This is a genomic window from Acidimicrobiia bacterium (genome assembly GCA_029210695.1).
Classification (GTDB): Bacteria; Actinomycetota; Acidimicrobiia; order Spongiisociales; family JAHEDJ01; genus JAHEDJ01.
Genome location: JARGFH010000014.1, coordinates 47,914 through 64,108, shown reverse-complemented (window position 1 = coordinate 64,108; position 16,195 = coordinate 47,914). Strand labels below are relative to the sequence as shown.

The 16,195-nt window shown below is 63.2% G+C and carries 14 protein-coding genes; 7 read left to right on the top strand and 7 right to left on the bottom strand.

The window, feature by feature from the left end:
* The 3 genes from P1T08_06615 to P1T08_06605 all read left to right on the top strand — a co-directional run.
* A partial coding sequence (locus tag P1T08_06615) for a transposase (protein ID MDF1595754.1) occupies positions 1–456 on the top strand: 456 nt, incomplete at its 5' end.
* Between the two features lie 713 nt (positions 457–1,169).
* On the top strand, positions 1,170–1,403 hold the full coding sequence (locus tag P1T08_06610; GenBank protein MDF1595753.1) for a helix-turn-helix domain-containing protein: 234 nt from the start codon (positions 1,170–1,172) through the stop codon (positions 1,401–1,403).
* A 22-nt stretch (positions 1,404–1,425) separates the two neighbouring features.
* On the top strand, positions 1,426–2,556 hold the full coding sequence (locus P1T08_06605) for a tyrosine-type recombinase/integrase (GenBank protein MDF1595752.1): 1,131 nt from the start codon (positions 1,426–1,428) through the stop codon (positions 2,554–2,556).
* A 92-nt stretch (positions 2,557–2,648) separates the two neighbouring features.
* On the opposite strand, the gene P1T08_06600 is transcribed toward P1T08_06605, so the two are convergent.
* Positions 2,649–3,299: a hypothetical protein gene (locus P1T08_06600; GenBank protein ID MDF1595751.1), complete on the bottom strand. Its 651-nt coding sequence runs from the start codon at positions 3,297–3,299 to the stop codon at positions 2,649–2,651.
* Between the two features lie 77 nt (positions 3,300–3,376).
* On the bottom strand, positions 3,377–6,565 hold the full coding sequence (locus tag P1T08_06595) for a BTAD domain-containing putative transcriptional regulator (GenBank protein MDF1595750.1): 3,189 nt from the start codon (positions 6,563–6,565) through the stop codon (positions 3,377–3,379).
* Positions 6,566–7,274: 709 nt separating this feature from the next.
* Between P1T08_06595 and P1T08_06590 the strand changes: the two genes are divergently transcribed.
* A complete protein-coding gene (locus P1T08_06590) occupies positions 7,275–7,916 on the top strand; it encodes a hypothetical protein (protein ID MDF1595749.1) in 642 nt (213 codons plus the stop codon).
* A gap of 443 nt (positions 7,917–8,359) precedes the next feature.
* On the opposite strand, the gene P1T08_06585 is transcribed toward P1T08_06590, so the two are convergent.
* Positions 8,360–9,780 (bottom strand): IS3 family transposase gene (locus tag P1T08_06585; protein MDF1595748.1). Its coding sequence is split into 2 segments (ribosomal slippage): positions 8,360–9,441 and positions 9,441–9,780, totalling 1,422 coding nucleotides; the frame shifts between segments, so codons are not numbered across the junction.
* Positions 9,781–10,012: 232 nt separating this feature from the next.
* Between P1T08_06585 and P1T08_06580 the strand changes: the two genes are divergently transcribed.
* Positions 10,013–10,687: a hypothetical protein gene (locus tag P1T08_06580; GenBank protein MDF1595747.1), complete on the top strand. Its 675-nt coding sequence runs from the start codon at positions 10,013–10,015 to the stop codon at positions 10,685–10,687.
* An 80-nt stretch (positions 10,688–10,767) separates the two neighbouring features.
* Here the strand turns inward: P1T08_06580 and P1T08_06575 are convergent, their stop codons facing one another.
* Entirely contained in the window at positions 10,768–11,085 is a 318-nt protein-coding gene (locus P1T08_06575) for a hypothetical protein (GenBank protein MDF1595746.1), read from the bottom strand.
* Positions 11,086–11,379: 294 nt separating this feature from the next.
* On the opposite strand from P1T08_06575, the gene P1T08_06570 reads away from it, so the two are divergent.
* Positions 11,380–11,748 carry a hypothetical protein gene (locus P1T08_06570; protein ID MDF1595745.1) on the top strand — a complete coding sequence of 123 codons (369 nt, stop codon included), beginning with the start codon at positions 11,380–11,382 and terminating at the stop codon, positions 11,746–11,748.
* A gap of 300 nt (positions 11,749–12,048) precedes the next feature.
* Here the strand turns inward: P1T08_06570 and P1T08_06565 are convergent, their stop codons facing one another.
* Positions 12,049–12,543: a hypothetical protein gene (locus P1T08_06565; GenBank protein ID MDF1595744.1), complete on the bottom strand. Its 495-nt coding sequence runs from the start codon at positions 12,541–12,543 to the stop codon at positions 12,049–12,051.
* A gap of 387 nt (positions 12,544–12,930) precedes the next feature.
* Here P1T08_06565 and P1T08_06560 point away from each other — a divergent pair, with 387 nt between their 5' ends.
* Positions 12,931–14,022 carry an NUDIX hydrolase gene (locus tag P1T08_06560; GenBank protein MDF1595743.1) on the top strand — a complete coding sequence of 364 codons (1,092 nt, stop codon included), beginning with the start codon at positions 12,931–12,933 and terminating at the stop codon, positions 14,020–14,022.
* Positions 14,023–14,283: 261 nt separating this feature from the next.
* Here the strand turns inward: P1T08_06560 and P1T08_06555 are convergent, their stop codons facing one another.
* Together P1T08_06555 and P1T08_06550 are read right to left on the bottom strand one after the other, a co-directional pair.
* Positions 14,284–15,312, bottom strand: coding sequence for an ImmA/IrrE family metallo-endopeptidase (locus P1T08_06555; protein ID MDF1595742.1), 1,029 nt, complete (start codon positions 15,310–15,312; stop codon positions 14,284–14,286).
* A gap of 1 nt (position 15,313) precedes the next feature.
* Positions 15,314–15,817 (bottom strand): helix-turn-helix transcriptional regulator, encoded by a 504-nt coding sequence (locus P1T08_06550; protein ID MDF1595741.1) that lies wholly within the window; start codon positions 15,815–15,817, stop codon positions 15,314–15,316.
* Between the last annotated feature and the right edge of the window lie 378 nt (positions 15,818–16,195).

Here is a 16,195-nt window from a genome sequence, read left to right as displayed (position 1 = left end):
AAACAACCCGCCCCGGACCCGACCATGAATTGGGTTAGGAACCCGGCGACCTATATCAAAGAGTCAGATACACCTCACTCCGGGACGATCAACGCCGCCCAAATGCTCGCCGAATGGGGCGACGTCCGCCAAGCCTACCCAGACGCAGAATCGGTCGCCGCACAAGCAGGCGTGTCTCCCATCACCCGACAATCCGGCAAATACAGAAACGTGCTGTTCCGACGGGCGTGCAACAAATGGTTCCGACAGGCCATCACCACCTACGCCAACAACAGCCGCCACGGCAACCAATGGGCCAACGACGTCTACCGGCAGGCACGAGCAAGAGGCTGTGACCACCCCCACGCCATCCGCGTCCTGGCCCGAGCCTGGATCCGGGTCATCTGGAGATGCTGGACCGACCACACCCCCTACAACCCCGACCGGCACGGCAACCTCCAATCCCTAACCGGCTAGAACCAACAACCCACCCGCTGACGGGCCGCGCCGCGGCCCCACTCCCACGCGCCCTGACAACACCAACCAAACCACCCAGGGCTTGACACAGGAAGTGTTGCACGTGCGTGTGGTGTTGGAGGGTGGTGAGCGCGAATCGCGATCTGGGTGCGGTGCGCTTTCGTCGACGTTCGTAGTGCTGGAGGCGATTGCTCTCCGGAGCGTGGGGGCGGTTCAGTGCCTGGGGACTGCAAGCATTCGGATTCCGCTGCTGTCGTCATCGTTTGTGTTGCGTTGCAGTGGCGGTCACGCTCCAGCCGACGTGTGGGATGGCCACCTCCACGGCGCCACTCCATCGGATTCAGTGTCGGCATGGTCGGTTCTGGTCGTCTCATGAGCGGCATCCAACCCGACGACCCTGTCACCGGGCTGTCATACGGCAAGCCGGGGACCTTTCTACCCCTGTGTTGTTCTCGTTGTAGGCACGAGGCCACTTCGAGCGGCGGATCGGCAGCCCGGCCATGTCGAGATCACACTCGGAGCCGTCGACCACCCTTTCCGCAGAATGTCCGCAACCCTGTCAGGGACCCTGTCAACGCCCGGAATCATTGGCTCTATCGAGGCTCCCACCGGAGGCACCCGAACCACGGGGCGAGTCTCTGAATCTGCAATGTGCAACTCCAATGGCAACGAATTGACATCCGTCTGACAGGGTGCCCCGGCATGATTTCGCGATGGAACACGACGAGCGCCTTGTCGACGTCCGCGAGCTCGCCGCCTACCTCGAGGTGCCGGTCAAGACGCTCTATGCCTGGCGCTACCGGAGGGAGGGACCGCCGGCGTTTCGGGTGGGTCGGCACCTCCGCTACCGGTGGCGTGACGTGCAACAGTGGATCCAGGAACGCATCGAGCCTAAACCGCATGAGTTTGTGTCGTCCCGACGACGTAGTGTCAGCGGGAGAGGATGACGGAGACACGAGGGAGGGCGTCATGGCCCGGACGACAATCGACCGACGCGAAAACGGGAGGTACCGGGCGCGGTATCAGGCTCCCGATCGGAGGTGGCGCTCTCGGACGTTCGATCGTCGGATCGACGCCCAACGCTGGTTGAACAACGAACTGGTCAAGCTCGACCGAGGGGAATGGGTGGACCCCCGGGCGGGGCGAGTGCTATTCGAGTCGGTCGCCGAGCGGTGGTTGGCGGGGCGCGTGGCGCTCCGGAAGTCCACCCAAGCTCGAGATCGGTCCTATCTCCACTCGCTCGTGCTCCCCCACCTCGGTGACAAGCCGGTCGGGAGCGTGCAGCCGTCTGATCTCGAGGCGTGGGTCGCCGATCTGATGGCGGAGGGCAAGGCGCCGGCCACCGTCCAGAAGGCATGGCAGATCGCCTCCGGCGTGTTCCGGTTGGCGGTGCGAGATCGATTGATCGCCCTCTCCCCCGCCCGCGATGTCCGGCTCCCCAAGATCGAGCGGAGCGAACCTGTTGCCTTCACGGTCGAGGAGGTGATGCGTCTCGCCGATGCGATCGACCCTCGCTATAGGGCACTCGTGCTCGTCGGCGCCTTTGGTGGGCTTCGGATCGGCGAGCTCGCTGGTCTTCAACTCGGCGACTTCGATCCTCTCAGGAGTCTGATCCGCGTTCGCCGAACGGCGTCCGACGTGCGGGGCGAGGTGATCGTCGGTCCACCCAAGACGACGAAGAGCATAAGAACCGTCGTGCTCCCCCGGTCGATAACCGAGCAACTCATCGAGCACATCGCCCGGCTCGATGAGACCGGACCGGAAGCCTGGATATTCCCGGCACCGGAAGGTGGCCCCATCCGGAGAACGGCGTGGATGCGTCGTGTGTGGAAGCGCGCCCTCGCCGGTGCCGGCCTGGACCAGGACCTGGGAACTCACACGCTGCGCCGATCCCAGGTAGCGCTCCTCATCGCCCAGGGCGAACACCCGAAGGTGATCGCCGACCGGCTAGGCCACACCTCGGTACGCACAGTTCTGGACGTGTACGGCCATCTCTACGAAGGCGCCGACGAGGCCGCAGCAGAGCGCCTTGAGGCCCAGCTGGCTTCACGCACGCTAAGCAGGGATGCACGTAGCACCGTGCTCCGTCTTGGCAACTGAGTCTGCCAAGCCTCGCGACCACTGCGCCGAGGTGGTGTTGCGGAGGCGGCTGGCTCAAGAGCCGCGAGTGGAACGGGAGCCGTTCTGCCTGGTCAATTCTCGCCGCAGATGGGATCAGCCCCGGTCAGGAAGCGGAAAGCGATCCTCAGGCTTGCTGGGTCGCTGGGCTCGATCGTGACCACGCGAAGTTCTGTGTCGTACAAACCCCATGCCATGATCTCGGCGGCGTGCTCAATGCCTCGGTGATACCACGGTGCGGGTTCGCTCCAGTGCTCGAGACCGCGCAACGCCAGGAAGGACGAGATGTCTTCGCCTGAGAGGTGCTGCAGGGTCCATGCGTGGCCTAGTTCATGGAGCAGCGTCCTGCGCTTGACGAGGTTCATGTCTTCGGTGCAGAGGTGAACCTCGCCGCCAGCGTCGGAGCCTTTGAAGAGCCCGACGTTGCCGTCGCACGAGTCGCGGCTCTCGTGCACGAAGAGTGTGACGTCGGGCAGTGTCAGGCCGGCGGCTTCGAATCTCGTCCGCGCCCACGTCATCAGCGCAGCGGCTTCTGGGTCGACGGGGCTATGAACCGGCTCCTTGGGTACTGTCTCGAACTCCAGTGCGGATGCGTGGCTAGCTTCGGTCAGGTATGGCGTGAGTGTCAGTGCAAGCGCTGGATCGGTGACTTTCGATGCGGCCGGTTGCGCCCCAACCGGGGTGAGGAGAGCCGCTGTGATGAGGAAGGCGATGATTCTCTTCATGCCTCCACCGTGCGGTGGAGGCATCTGGCCGCTATCTGGCGGCTATCTGGCCCGAATCGTAAAGCGAGTGGGCGGTGTCAGCCCGAAACGGCGAGGAAGGGGGTCAGTTCGGATATCGCAAGGTGGGCGGCGGTCTCGACCGACAGCCTCGCGCCCTTCTCCCAGGCGCTCTCGAGCTCGTTTGGTTTGAGGCGCTTCCTGAGACGGGCAACGTCGGCGTCATACCGGGACCGGTCCCAGGCCGGCATTCGTGCGCCGACCCGTCGCCGACCAGCCTCCGCTGCACCGAAGAGCGTCGCAGCGAGGGCCGGGGCGAACGCTTCGGCGCAGAGGCCGGCGACCGACTCGAGTAGCCATGCAGCGTGACCCGACTTGTCGGGGTCGGCCCACGGCGAGCGGATGCAGAACCGGATCGCTGAGGTCATGTGGTCGAGCGCATCTCGGTGGCGACCGCATGCCCTCAGCGCCCAGCCCAGCAGACAGCGAAGCGTGTTGGCGAAGAACGTTCCAGGTGCGCACTCGTCCTCAATGGCCAGGGCCAGCAACAAGTGGTTCACGGCAGCGTCGGGCTTGCCCTCTTCCATTGCGATCTCTGCTGATTCCACGAGTAGGCGCGGTCTGCGAGCGTCGTCCGGCCGATCAGTGATGACCGCCAATCCCCGCTCAACGGTGGCGCGCGCGGTTGCGAGGTCGCCAGCGTTCCGAGCGGTCATCGCAAGATCCCCCAACGCTTCTAGGACTCCATCGTCATCCTCGGCCTGCTCGAAGAGCGCACGTGCGCTCTCGAGGTGGGTCGACGCTTGGTCGAAGTCGCCGGCTACCAATTCTCTGAAGCCGCGTTCGTTGTACGCCCGGGCCTCTCCCAGGACGTCATCAGCCCGGCGATAGCAGTCCACAGCACGCATCCACACTCCATCGAATCGCGGTTCCCACGGGCTGTGGAGGCCCGGCCACATCGTCGTTCCGACGAGCGCAGCGGCAGCAAGGGACCACTCCCCGGCCGACTCGGCCAGGGGGTAGGCCCGCCTCCAAAGGTCTTGGGCTTTCTGCGGCTGCATCATCACCGCTTCAGCTTCAGCCCATCCGTTCAAGAAGCGGGCAACGAGACGGACGTCGCCCCCGAGGCAGTCTTCGCCGATGGCGCGGCATATGGCAATCGCATCTCCGTATGAACGTCTCGCGCGCCAGTACTCACCAAGGGCCCCGGCCACACCGATCGCACGGCAGGCGTCTCCGGAAGCGAGTAGGCGGTCAATGACGGCTCTCACGTCGAACCTGACCGAATCGAGCCGCTGGTGGAGCTCCTCTCGAAGTTCTCGATCGGCGCGAGCTCCCCAAGCTTGCTCCGCGAGACGAGCGACATATCTGGTGTGTGCTGATTCTGCGGCGGATGTCTCGCCGCGCTGCTTGACTTTCTCGAGGGCGAAGTCGCGGACCGAATCGAGCAAGCGGAAGCGACGCTTCCCACCCTCGGCTGGTTCGGCCACCAGCAGGGAGTGGTCGACCAGTTGTGAGACCAGGCTGTACCGAGACGCCGGCGTGTCCCCGGCAGCACCTATCAACGCAGTCCCTGCTTCCAGATCGAACGCTCCAACGAAGACCGATAGCCAACAGAGCGCCGTCGCCTCGTCGGCTTCGAGGAGGTCATAACTCCACTCGAGGGCGCTCCACAGCGTCCCCTTGCCTGATGGATCAGCGGGTGATCCGTTGAGAAGCTCGAAACGTTCGCCGAGATGACTGAGGAGATCGGCAGGACCAATCGACCGGGCGCGAGTGGCTGCCAACTCCAGCGCCAAAGGCAAGCCATCGAGTCGTTGGCAGAGTTCGGCGATCTGAGCCGCCGATGCCCGCGTCTTGGTGAAGCGGGCGCCGGCATCCGAGGCGCGTTCCATGAACAAGGCGCCCGACTCTGTGGCCAGCAGGCGCCGCCAACCGTCGTCTCCCAAGTCGACCGGATCAATCACGTGCAGGGGTGTTACCTCGAAGATCACCTCGGCCGCCTCGTTAAGTGGTCGACGACTGGTGGCGAGGATCCGCGTCCCGGACGAAGCGGCCAGCAAGGCCCCAGCCACGTCGCGAACGAGATCGACGACGTGCTCACAGTTATCCAGGACCAACAGTCTGGGTCGCCGACGAAGCGATTCGAGAACCGAGACCTCCGTCATGGGTGTTGCATCCCCGCCTGCTTGGGCGGCCGGACGTGAGAGCTCCAGCGCGTCAGCGATAGCTTGGATGAGGTCATCTCTGCTGCGGATAGGTACGAGGTCGATCCACGTCGCAACATGCCGTTCTCCGTGCGTCATGCGCCTTGCAGCTTGGATACCCAAGCGAGTCTTCCCTACTCCCGGCGAGCCCACCAGGGTGACGAGACGTCGTTCTCCGAGCAGCCGTTGAAGCTGAGTGAGTTCACTGTCCCGTCCGATGAACGACGTCAACGGCTCCGGGAGGTTGGACCCCGGCCGGCCTGTCCCGAGTGGCGCAGCCAGCTCGGTGTCGTGCAAGAGCACCCGTTCCTCGATCGCCGCGAGCTCCGGAGATGGCTCGATACCCAACTCCTCACCAAACAACCTGCGGGCGTCACGGAACGCCGCCAGGGCATCGGCCTGACGCCCCGACCGATATAGCGCCACCATCAACTGCCCGCGAAGGCGCTCACGCCACGGATGCTTGCCCGCAAGCTGCTCCAACTCCGGGACCAGATCCGTTGCAGCACCGCACGCCAATCTGGCAGCGACCCGGTCCTCAACCGCCAATAACCGGCGTTCCTCCAACCTCAGGCGCACATCGTGGGCGAACTCGCAGTCGGCAACGTCCGCGAGTGCCTCCCCCCGCCACAATCCGAGTGCGTCCTCGAGGAGCTCCGCAGCGCGTTCAGGCTCGTCCTCCACCATCGCACGCCCCGCAACCGCCAGTCGCTCAAACTCGACGGCGTCAATCGATGCTTGCTCCTGATCGAGGTAGTACCCCGGCGCCCTGGTGCGGACATAGCCGCCCTCGGACCGTCGCGGCCGGTCGGGCTCGAGCGCGTCCCGAAGCTGCCACACGTGATAGCGCAGCGCATTTGCAGGATTGGCCGGCTGGGCGTCACCCCAGAGATCCTCAACGAGGCGATCCACTGATACCACCTTGCCCGGCTCGAGAAGCAGCCGAACCAGTAACGCCCGTTGAAGTGGCGACGTAATCGAGACCTCAACAGAATCGGCCAGTACCAGCAGCGGTCCGAGTATCGAGAACTCGATCATGCCACCGTCCATGTGACGGAGCACGAGAGGCCGTCCACGAGGCGCATCCGGACGTCGTCACGATGCGGTCGCGGCGGCCAGAGTTGAGGAGTAGCTCGAGACAAAACGCGTCCCATGCGCGTCCTAGCGGAGCCACCGTTGGATTTCGCGCTCTCAGAAACGCCAGAAACCGTTGCGGCGCAACGGTTTCCGAGTGGGCGCTACTGGGATCGAACCAGTGGCCTCTGCCGTGTGAAGGCAGAACAAGGGTCTTGGCAGCACAGGCGATTTGGGCGAAAACCCCCACATGGCAAGGGATTTCGTCTGTTGTCACCTCTCGTAGTCTTTGGTCGTTTTCGGTCCTCTGACGGACACTTGACGGACAGTCCACGGACAGCGCGATGGAGCAATGCTCACCACACGTCAGGCCCGAGCCCCGTCGCCGCCAGCCCCTTGGCAAGTAAGGCGGGCCAAGCGCCGGAAGTACGACACGCAACGATAGGCATCGACCAAGCGGAGCGACGGGCGAAAGCCTGGTTCAGTCTTGAGGGGAAGGGAGACATAGGAACGAAAAACCGGAATCCTGCGCGCCACGGTCGCCGACCCCTGCGAACGGGGTTACACCCGACCCGTCACACCCGACCCGTACTCTGGTGCCCAATGCTCGAACCGCCGAACTCCCCCAAGCGACAGACCGAGGCGCAATGCCTCCGAGGGATCGCTTGTTCGCAATCGCCGCCCAGGAGGTGCATCCATGCTCTCAGTTGATGACATCCCCGACGAGTTCCGCGGTCACCGCATCGAGGAAGGACCTCGGACTCACCGGTTCGCAGCAGGGCTTCTGGCGAATCTGTCTGCGAAGCACGGGTACTCCGGGACTCAGGCGGGACACCGGATCGTTCAGGCGGGCTTTCACCTTCGCTACTCGGGGGTGGGAGCCCGCATGTACGACCAGGCACCCTCGCTGAGCGTCGCGTTCGAGGACGACGCTCAGTTCGTGTATCTCAGTGGGTTCCAGCTCACGGTCGTGTCTGCAGCCGCCTCAATCGACCTCTGTGCAGCTGCATTGGCAGCACTTGCAGGACGGACGCAACGAGAGCCTGACCTCCGCGAGGTAGCAACCACACGAGCGGTGCTCGACTCATTGACGCCCGCTCAGCAGCGGTGGGTTGTCGAGACGCATGGGTCGGCACACGTCGATCGACTCATCGATGTTCGCAACGCTCTCGTCCACCGCCACGTGCCGCTGAGTGTGATGATCGGTGAATCAGCCGCATACACCGTTCGTGTTGGTGGAAGGGAGGAAGCCGTCGATCCGAGCCACGCTCGACACCTCGCGGTCGACCGATTCGTGGCGCTCGGCCTTCTCATACTCGACGAGTTGGCCAGCGACTGAGCCAGCAGGCGGGATCAAGACTGACACGACACACGTCTCAGAGGCTCGTTCGTGCTGTGGCAGCTCTTCAACGACGGATACGCTTGACTCGATATGACATGGACGACGAGCCTCGGATTAGCAGGGGAGGCAGGCCGTGAACCAAACGTTCGAAGATGGCGAGATGCCGCAGCCCCCTTCAGATCTGACCGCGTATGAGAACTGGCGTGCCTTTCGTGCGAGCGAACCAGTTCACGGCGTTGAGGAGTACACGCTTTACACGGACGCTCACGTGACCGGCGAGATCCTCGGAGGACTCGGGCCGTTTTCGCTGCTCAATACAGTGCCAATCCAACCTCATAGACCCGGGGACCCTCTTCCAGCGGTCGTGCTTCGCGTCAGCTGGCACCATTCGCCGAGCGACCGGTGCCTGTCAACCTTTTTGAGACGGATTGGTTGGGGTTTCATTGTGTCGTTGTGTTGTCCTCGCTGTCGGGTGGCGGGTTGATCCAGGCCGCGGTGGGTAGGGCCGGTGGTTGGGGTGGTTTCCGGACGAATCGTTCGGGGTGGGCGGCGTAGGCGGCGTTGAGGACCTGGGCTCGTTGTTGCTGTATGGCTTCGGCCCGGCCGTAGTGGACGTCGGCGGGGGTGTGGAACCCGATACCGGAGTGGCGGTGCTGGTTGTTGTACCAGCCGAAGAACCAGTTGCAGTAGCTGCGGGCGTCTTGGATGCTGCCGAAGCGTTCGGGGAACTCGGGCCGATATTTGAGGGTACGGAACTGGCTCTCCGAGTACGGGTTGTCGTTGCTGACATGCGGCCGGGAATGGCTCTTGGTGACTCCGAGGTCGGCGAGTAGATGCGCTACGGGTTTGGCGACCATTGGTGAACCGCGGTCGGCGTGGATGGTGAGCCGGTCACGTTCGATGTGTTGTTTGGCGGTGGTCTCGGCGAGTAGCTGCTCGGCCAGCCGGCCGTTCTCTTTGTCGGCGAGCATCCACCCGGGCACATACCGCGAGTAGATATCGATGATCACATACAGGTAGTAGTAGCTCCACTTGTGGGGGCCGAGCAGTTTGGTGATATCCCAACTCCACACGTCGTTGGGTGCCACAGCGATCAGTTCAGGTTTCTTGTGGGCAGGGTGGGTGGCGTGGCGGCGCCGGTCACCCACCTCTCCTTCGGCCCGCAGAATCCGGTACATGGTCGATACCGACGCCAGATAGGTTGCTTCGTCGAGCAGCTTGGCGAACACCGTTGCGGGTGCCTCATCGACATGGTCGGGTTCATGCAACACCCGCAGTATCTCTTTGCGTTCCACCTCCGAAAGGGCCCGCGGTTGGAGCTGCGGGACCCGCTCGGGTTTCGGCGGTGGCGGGCTCTGCCGGTGCCGGCGGTAATGGGTCGAACGGGGCCGACCCGTCGCCAGACACGCCCCGGTGACCCCCACCACCGGCGCCAACTCGTCGATCGCCTCATCGATCATTGCTTCTCGCCCCTCGTCTCGGTGGCGCTGCCGGTGGCGAGCTGCTCCAACAACGCCGAGAGTTTCCCCTGCACCTCGATCACCCTGCGAGCCTTATCCAAATCCGTTTCGAGACGCCGGTTCTCCCGGACCAGCCGGACGTTCTCCCGCTCCAACGGATCAGCCGGTGGGCGACCCGACGACTTCGACAACGCCTCGAGAGCTCCCCGGTCACGTTGTTTCCGCCACTCCGAAATCAGCGACGAGTACAGGCCCTCCCGTCGCAACAACGCCCCCTTGTCACCCTTCGACAGGTCCTCATACTCGGCAAGGATCCGGGCCTTGTACTTCGCCGAATAGCTCCGCGGCGGCCGGGCCCGCACCGGAACCTCAGGATCAGGATCGGTATGTGATGATTCCATGACGCCAGCATCGCCGCGTCGCTGCTCAGACTGCAACATTTCCGTGTTCATCGGGAACATCCCTCCCCGCCCTCAAAGCACAATATTTCCGTCTATCAACCCGCCTCACCCCAGGTTGACACAGAGGGGTGGGACGCCACGCGCTTTCGACGCAGACGGTGATCCCATGGGCCGACCGCGTTCCCACAAACACGTTCAGCCCTATATACCGCCCGCGTCTCACCGACCTGCTGTGCCCTCGGCTCTGGGTACCCATCAGCTCAATGATGTTGCGGACCTGCTCGGCTCGTATCCGGACCTCGATCTGTCGACGGCGGTCGCGCTGATCCGATCGGCACGGGCGTATCAAGCAGGCCTATGGGTTGCCGAAGACGACCCCGAGTACGCATGGCTCAAGTTCGTGTCAGCTGTCGAGACTGCCGCTGATCATTGGTGGCAGGGGCAGGCCGACCCGGCGGAGCATCTGGAAGCTTGGGACCAAGGCCTCTTCGAGCGCCTCCAGCAAGCTGGCGGCGCTGAATTGGTTGACTACGCGGCTGAGAAGCTTGTCCAGGTCACTCGATCGACAAGGAAGTTCCTCGATTTCCTTGATGCTTTCAAACCCCCTCCGCCGGAGAGCCGACCAGAACCGGCGATGCAGGTCGATTGGAGCAAACTGCGACATGGTCTGAGCCAGATCTACGGATACCGCAGCAAGAGTCTGCACGGCGGAAAGGCGTTTCCTGGCCCGCTGCTTGACGGTCCGATCAGATATCCGAACACCGAGGAACGACCTTTGGGTCTCGCCGCAGCTGTCGGTCAGAGCGTCTGGAAGGCTGAAGACCTCCCGATGTATCTCCACATCTTTGAGCACATAGCTCGCCGCGCCCTCCTCACCTGGTGGGCGGCGAGTTCAGAATCCCGGTGACATTGATGCAAAGGGTCGACTAAGAGAGCTGACCAATCGGACCCGCCAGTGGGGGCGGCCTGCCTTGCCGCGTAGGTTGCTCACTCGTCGTTCAAGGCGGACATGCCGGGCAATGGTCCGTAACGAACCGGTGTGCGGATAATGCTGCCGGGCGAATCTTCCCACGGCGCCCGTTCCAGCCGCCGCTCGTCAGGCAGATCACTCGCGTACTCCTCAGCCATATCCACGAGTGCATCGACCAGTGTGAACACTTTCACCGCATGGTGGATGCGGATGATCCCTGCGACATTGCCATGAAGGAACCCGTGGCGGTTGGTGTTGGCAGCTTGGATCGGCTCGTCGACGATGTCTCGATCCGCAGCGTTCAGAACGATCTGTGCGGCGCTTACCGATTCCACCGGCCACGGTAGGCTAGGCCCGAATCGCTTGGCCTTGTATTTATCCCAGATCGGAAGAACGACTTGGTCCGGCTGCCGAGTACGATGCCCCTCTAGGTCGCGCCATAGTCCTTCTGCGACCACGAGCCACGTAAATGCCGCAGTCGCAGCACTGCGGGCGGGCATCCATTGTGATAACCGGGTCGATTACTGGTTACTGTCGCGAGCAAGACGGTAAATGTCAACGATGTAATTCGATGGCTCCGTAACAACGACGTCGCCGAGGCGGCGCTAATCGACGACCCAGAACCCAACGTGCTCCTCGACCCGCTCCGTACCACGCCGCCGCTGCCATTCCAGTGCAGCCGCCAGCGATGCCGAACCACCATTGCGTACTGGGCACTGACGTCACACGGCGCTCGGATCGCCCCAGGCCCGCGGCGGCGCGCCTCCCGCGACGGGATCGCCGGTACTCATGCCGACGTCGAAGGCAGAACCGTCCTCGTGGGTGGTGCTGCAGACCTGATGTTCCCTGACTTCGACCACGAGGGCAGATTCGAAGTCGCCGTCGAATGGGCACTCGACGACCGGCAAGGGCAGATCAACCTCGTCAGCAGCTCGACTTTGGCGTCGCCGTGGCAGCGCAGGTCGTTCACCTGCAACGCCAACTACACCCGTCCGTGAGTCGGGAGAACCGTGGCATTCCGCGACCACGCGCGCTCAGGTACAGGACGTTGAGGATCGCCATGGACTGATCTTTGGACGAGAGTTGGCTGGGGTACAACATCAACAAGTAAGGTCGGCCTTGTGTTGAGGTACATAATGAGAATATGGCGAGCGATAGCTGGCGTCGCTCGCTCGCTCGTACGCCGACGCCAAGGTCAAATGCCCCGCGACGGTGCCTCGGTGACCGGTGATGGATCGGGGGTGGCTCCTGGCGGGCGGCGGGTCATCGTGTTCTCTGGTCCTTCCTTGTCGGGGAAGTCATCGCTCGCATGCCAGGTCCAGGCGGGCCTCGATGTGGCTGCAACGCACCTTGAGATGGATGAGATACGAAGAGACATTCTGAGTGATTCGGACCACAGCAAACGCGTTCGCAATCTCAGCTATGGGCAGATGCATCGCCTTGCTGACATGGAGCTCGCCAGCGGGAGGGCGGTCGCTGTGATCGTCGACGCGACCTACGCCCCGTGGTATCACCGTTCGGGAATCGTTGGCATCGCTCAGAAACACAGAGCGAAGCTCTTCCTGGTTGAGTGCTACGTCTCGGCAGAGGACGCCGCGCAAAGGTTTCGCGAGCGCCGTGCGAGCCACCCTGCCGTCGATCTGACTGAGTCCCAGGTGCGGGCCGAAGCTAGGTCGTTCCCGTACTACGGGGGCGGACTCTTCCTCAACACTTCTGAATGCGCGGTCGACCACGAGAATGAGGGCGCGCGCTGCAAGCAATGCGTCGAGAGAATCCTCGAATACGTACGCCATGCGAGGTCGGTTGCGGAACCGGAGGACTGGGTACGGGCAAGCATGTATTCGGCACCCACCGCCACACGAAGCGTCGCACCATCCGAAACGACAGCGCCGCTGCTCTCGCCACGATCGCGACTCAGCGCTCGGCTACATCTTATCGGCGTGGGCCTTGTCTTCCTGCTCGCCCTATCGCTGAGCATGTCTGGTCTCAGCGTTCTGCTCCGCCATACCCCGCCCGCGACGGGAGATTCAGGCACCATGCTCCAGTTGGCGGAGAGTCTTCTTGCTGGGGCTGGCGCGACAGGGATTCTCTTTGGTTTGTACCAGTTTCTCCGAACAGGCATTCGGGACGCGTGGAGCGTGGTTCGCTCGGGCGTCCACCCTCGGTTTGGGCCTACCGTGGTGGTCGATCGCACCAACCGGGAGCTTTCCAGCGAGTACCGCCGCCGAGCTAAGAACCCGACCGTACTCCAAGCGTCAATGCCGTACGCCCATGTGCCCATCTCGTTCCTCATCCACCCGGAGCAGGATCTTCAATTCGACGTCCATTGCAGCCTGGCTCGGAAGGCGCCGAAACCAGACCTTGCACAAGCTTCGGAACGATCCGACGTACTACCCTTTAGCTGGGACGCTTATGCCCGCTGGCGCGGACGCGAGCTGCGCAAGAGCTACTACGGACCCGGCCTCAACTGGGGTGCGAAGGTCCGGCTTGCAGACTTACCTCAGATGTCGGGCGTCAAGACGCGTGCGGGCCTGAGAATGCGGTGTGCCAAGGTGAAGTACGAGGACTACCTACTGGCCGAGGGGTCCGTTCACCTCGAAGTCCCAGGGCAGCTTCCATATCTGCGCGAGTTCTTCGAGGGTTCGGCGTGGACGCTCCGTCAAGTTGACCTGCCCTCGGGCGAAGACGCCGCGGCGTACTACTCAATGATGGTCGGGGTGTCGACGCTAGTGACCACAGCTGACGGCTTCATCGTTCTCCAGCGACGCTCCGACCGTGTGCAGGCAGCTAGGGGTGGGGTCGGCTGCAGCAGCGGAGGCGCGGCAGATTGGGGGGATCTCCGTTGGTGGCGGAGAGGACTATTCCGTCGCTCCCTTCGGACGACTATGTACCGCGAGACGAGAGAAGAGCTGGGCCTTGGATCACGATCGTTCTATAAGGATCGGTGGCCGTTCCTGGGTGCAGCGTTCAACCTCCGATACGGAAGGGACCTGAACTTCTACGCTCACCTCAAGTACAAGAAGGACCGCGCCGCGCTTGAACGGCAGTTCCACCAACGCCACCTGTACAGATTCGGTGCAGGGAAGGATCGCTGGGAGATAGCGCACCTTGTGTTCCTTGACCCCCTTGACGTTGTTGAAGGCGGGGAGCTAACTCAACGCGCCGAGTCGCTCCTGGGTGATGCCCGCCATGCGCGAGGGGCCATCTACGCTCTCGAAGCATCGGGACGCCTTGCAGAACTACGACAGTTGCGAGCGCCCGGTCGCAGGTAGGTTTGAGCGACGCACGTAGACCGAGGATTGCTATCGTCACTGGGCGGGGACAGATCGCTCCCCGATTCCGGTTTTTCGTTCCTCTATCTCCCTTCCCGGTTCAGTCTTGAGGTGGTTGACAGCATCCGCGTGATTCGCTGCGGGATGGTTGGCCTGCCCAGGCCTTGACGGCTTCGCGTACGCTGACCACGCTCTCGAGGAGCTCCTGAAGCAGAACCCCCGGGGCAGGCCAGCCGACCTCAGCCTCGAACTCATAGGCAGTCACGATTCACAGTCTCGGCAAAGTCCCGACCCGGGTCGGAAGGGTTTGATGAGGCCGCACCCTTCGCAGTGACGATTCGTGGCCGCTGGCCGATAGCATCCGCATCTGCCGCAATCACGGCAGAACCGCCCCTTGCACTTGTCGCACCATCCGACGATTCGCTCGCCGTTGCAAGCGATACAAAGCTCAAGCCTTCTCTTCCAAACGGGCTCCACCTCCTCGAGAAAGCTGAGACCCCTCGTACTGCGATGCCGAGACATAACCGCAACGACGAGTTCGTCGTGGACCTTGACCGTGTCGCAGAAGAGCTCCTCCTCGTAAGGCAGTCCCCACCGGTATCGATCTTCCTTGGTCCGAGCGTCGACCGAGAATGCGCGACTCAATGCGCCTCCGGGGCGAAGCCGGCTGTTGCGCGGCCACCCGAACCTGGCGCCGGTCGACGTAGCTGCGAATGAGACGAGCCCGGGCTCTCGCAACAACACGACTGCACCGGGACCGCTGATCCGATCGGCGAGTCGAACGGCAGCGGCCTCCCACGAGGCGTGACCCTTCTCCTTGAGTTCCAGTAGATGCCCTGGCCTTGGGGCGTCGCTGCCAACCACCTCATCGAGCAGAGTGTCGGGCGTGAGCAGCTTGCCAGCGAGTCGGTGGCACAGCACCTCCTCAACGGCCGCTGGATCGCCGCGGGGACCAGCTATCTCATCGATCACATCGAGGAGTTCCGGGACTCGCGAGGCTATGAGATGGTGGCCCAACTCGTGGAGGAGAGTGAAGGAGCGACGTTCGGCCGAGACGCGAGAGTCGTACAGAATCCAGGGTTTCGCCGGGTTGAGGAGCGTCTCGTAGTAGCCGTCGCATGAGCATTCGTCATTTGTCATCGAAGCCGATGGAAGCGGCTGGATGCCTATGGGCCCAAAGCGCGCCTCGATGACAGATCGGGGATCCCTCGCCAAATCGCTCAGGATCGCAGGGTCGATAAGCTCGAGCAGCACGGCATCCGCAGCATCGATCTGCGTACGGGATGACATGTCACGCCTCGTCGAGGATCAACCGGTAGGCGTCGAGGAGCCGCTGCCAATCGTCTCGCGTTGGCTCACCAGCACTGCGACGCGGCGCCGATGCCATCCCAACGAGAACCCGACGCCGCATGTCCTCACGGCTGACGCCCTGCGCTATCCCGAGCTGCTCGACTACAGACTCGAAGCGGTCCGTCCGGCTGAAGGTGATGAGCGACGTTGGAAGGGCGGCCAGAACGAGCTCATCGCTTTCGTCCTCGACATCCACGTCGTCCCCCACCAGCGCCGCGACTGTCGTCTCGAGCGCGCCGGCGATGGCAGCTAACGCCTTGAGGGTCGGGTTCCCACGGTCGCGCTCCAGATTGGAGATGTACTGCATCGATAGCCCGGTGGCGTCCGCCACATCAGTCAGTTTCAGACCCCGCTCTGTGCGCCGAGCCCGCAACCTCGAACCCAACGAATCCCGCATGACACCTCCATAGAGGAACGCTCTCCTCTGAGCATAGTCGCTGTCCATCTCTCCCTATGGTATAGTATTCTGTGAGAAGAGACGGCAGGAGGCCATCTTGTGACAGTTGAGGAGAAGTAGATGCCAGACCGACGAGCGGGGAAGGTCCCCCATGTGCCAGAGCAGGGCGGCGGGAAGCAGCCACGGTCACGGACCAAGTCAGGTCGTTGGCGGCGCAAGCGGTCCGACGCCGGAGAGAAGCGGAGATGAACGGGCGGCGCGTGAGCCGTACGGGCGGCGTGATGCCTCAGGATCCGGGACCCCGAGCGGAGAAGCTGCGTGTCGGCGAGCGCACTGAGCCTCGGGCAGGCGAAGGTTCGTGGCGAGCGCCGCACGTAGTCGGTGTGTCGCGAGAAGTGTCACACCGTGCATTCATACTGGCGAGGT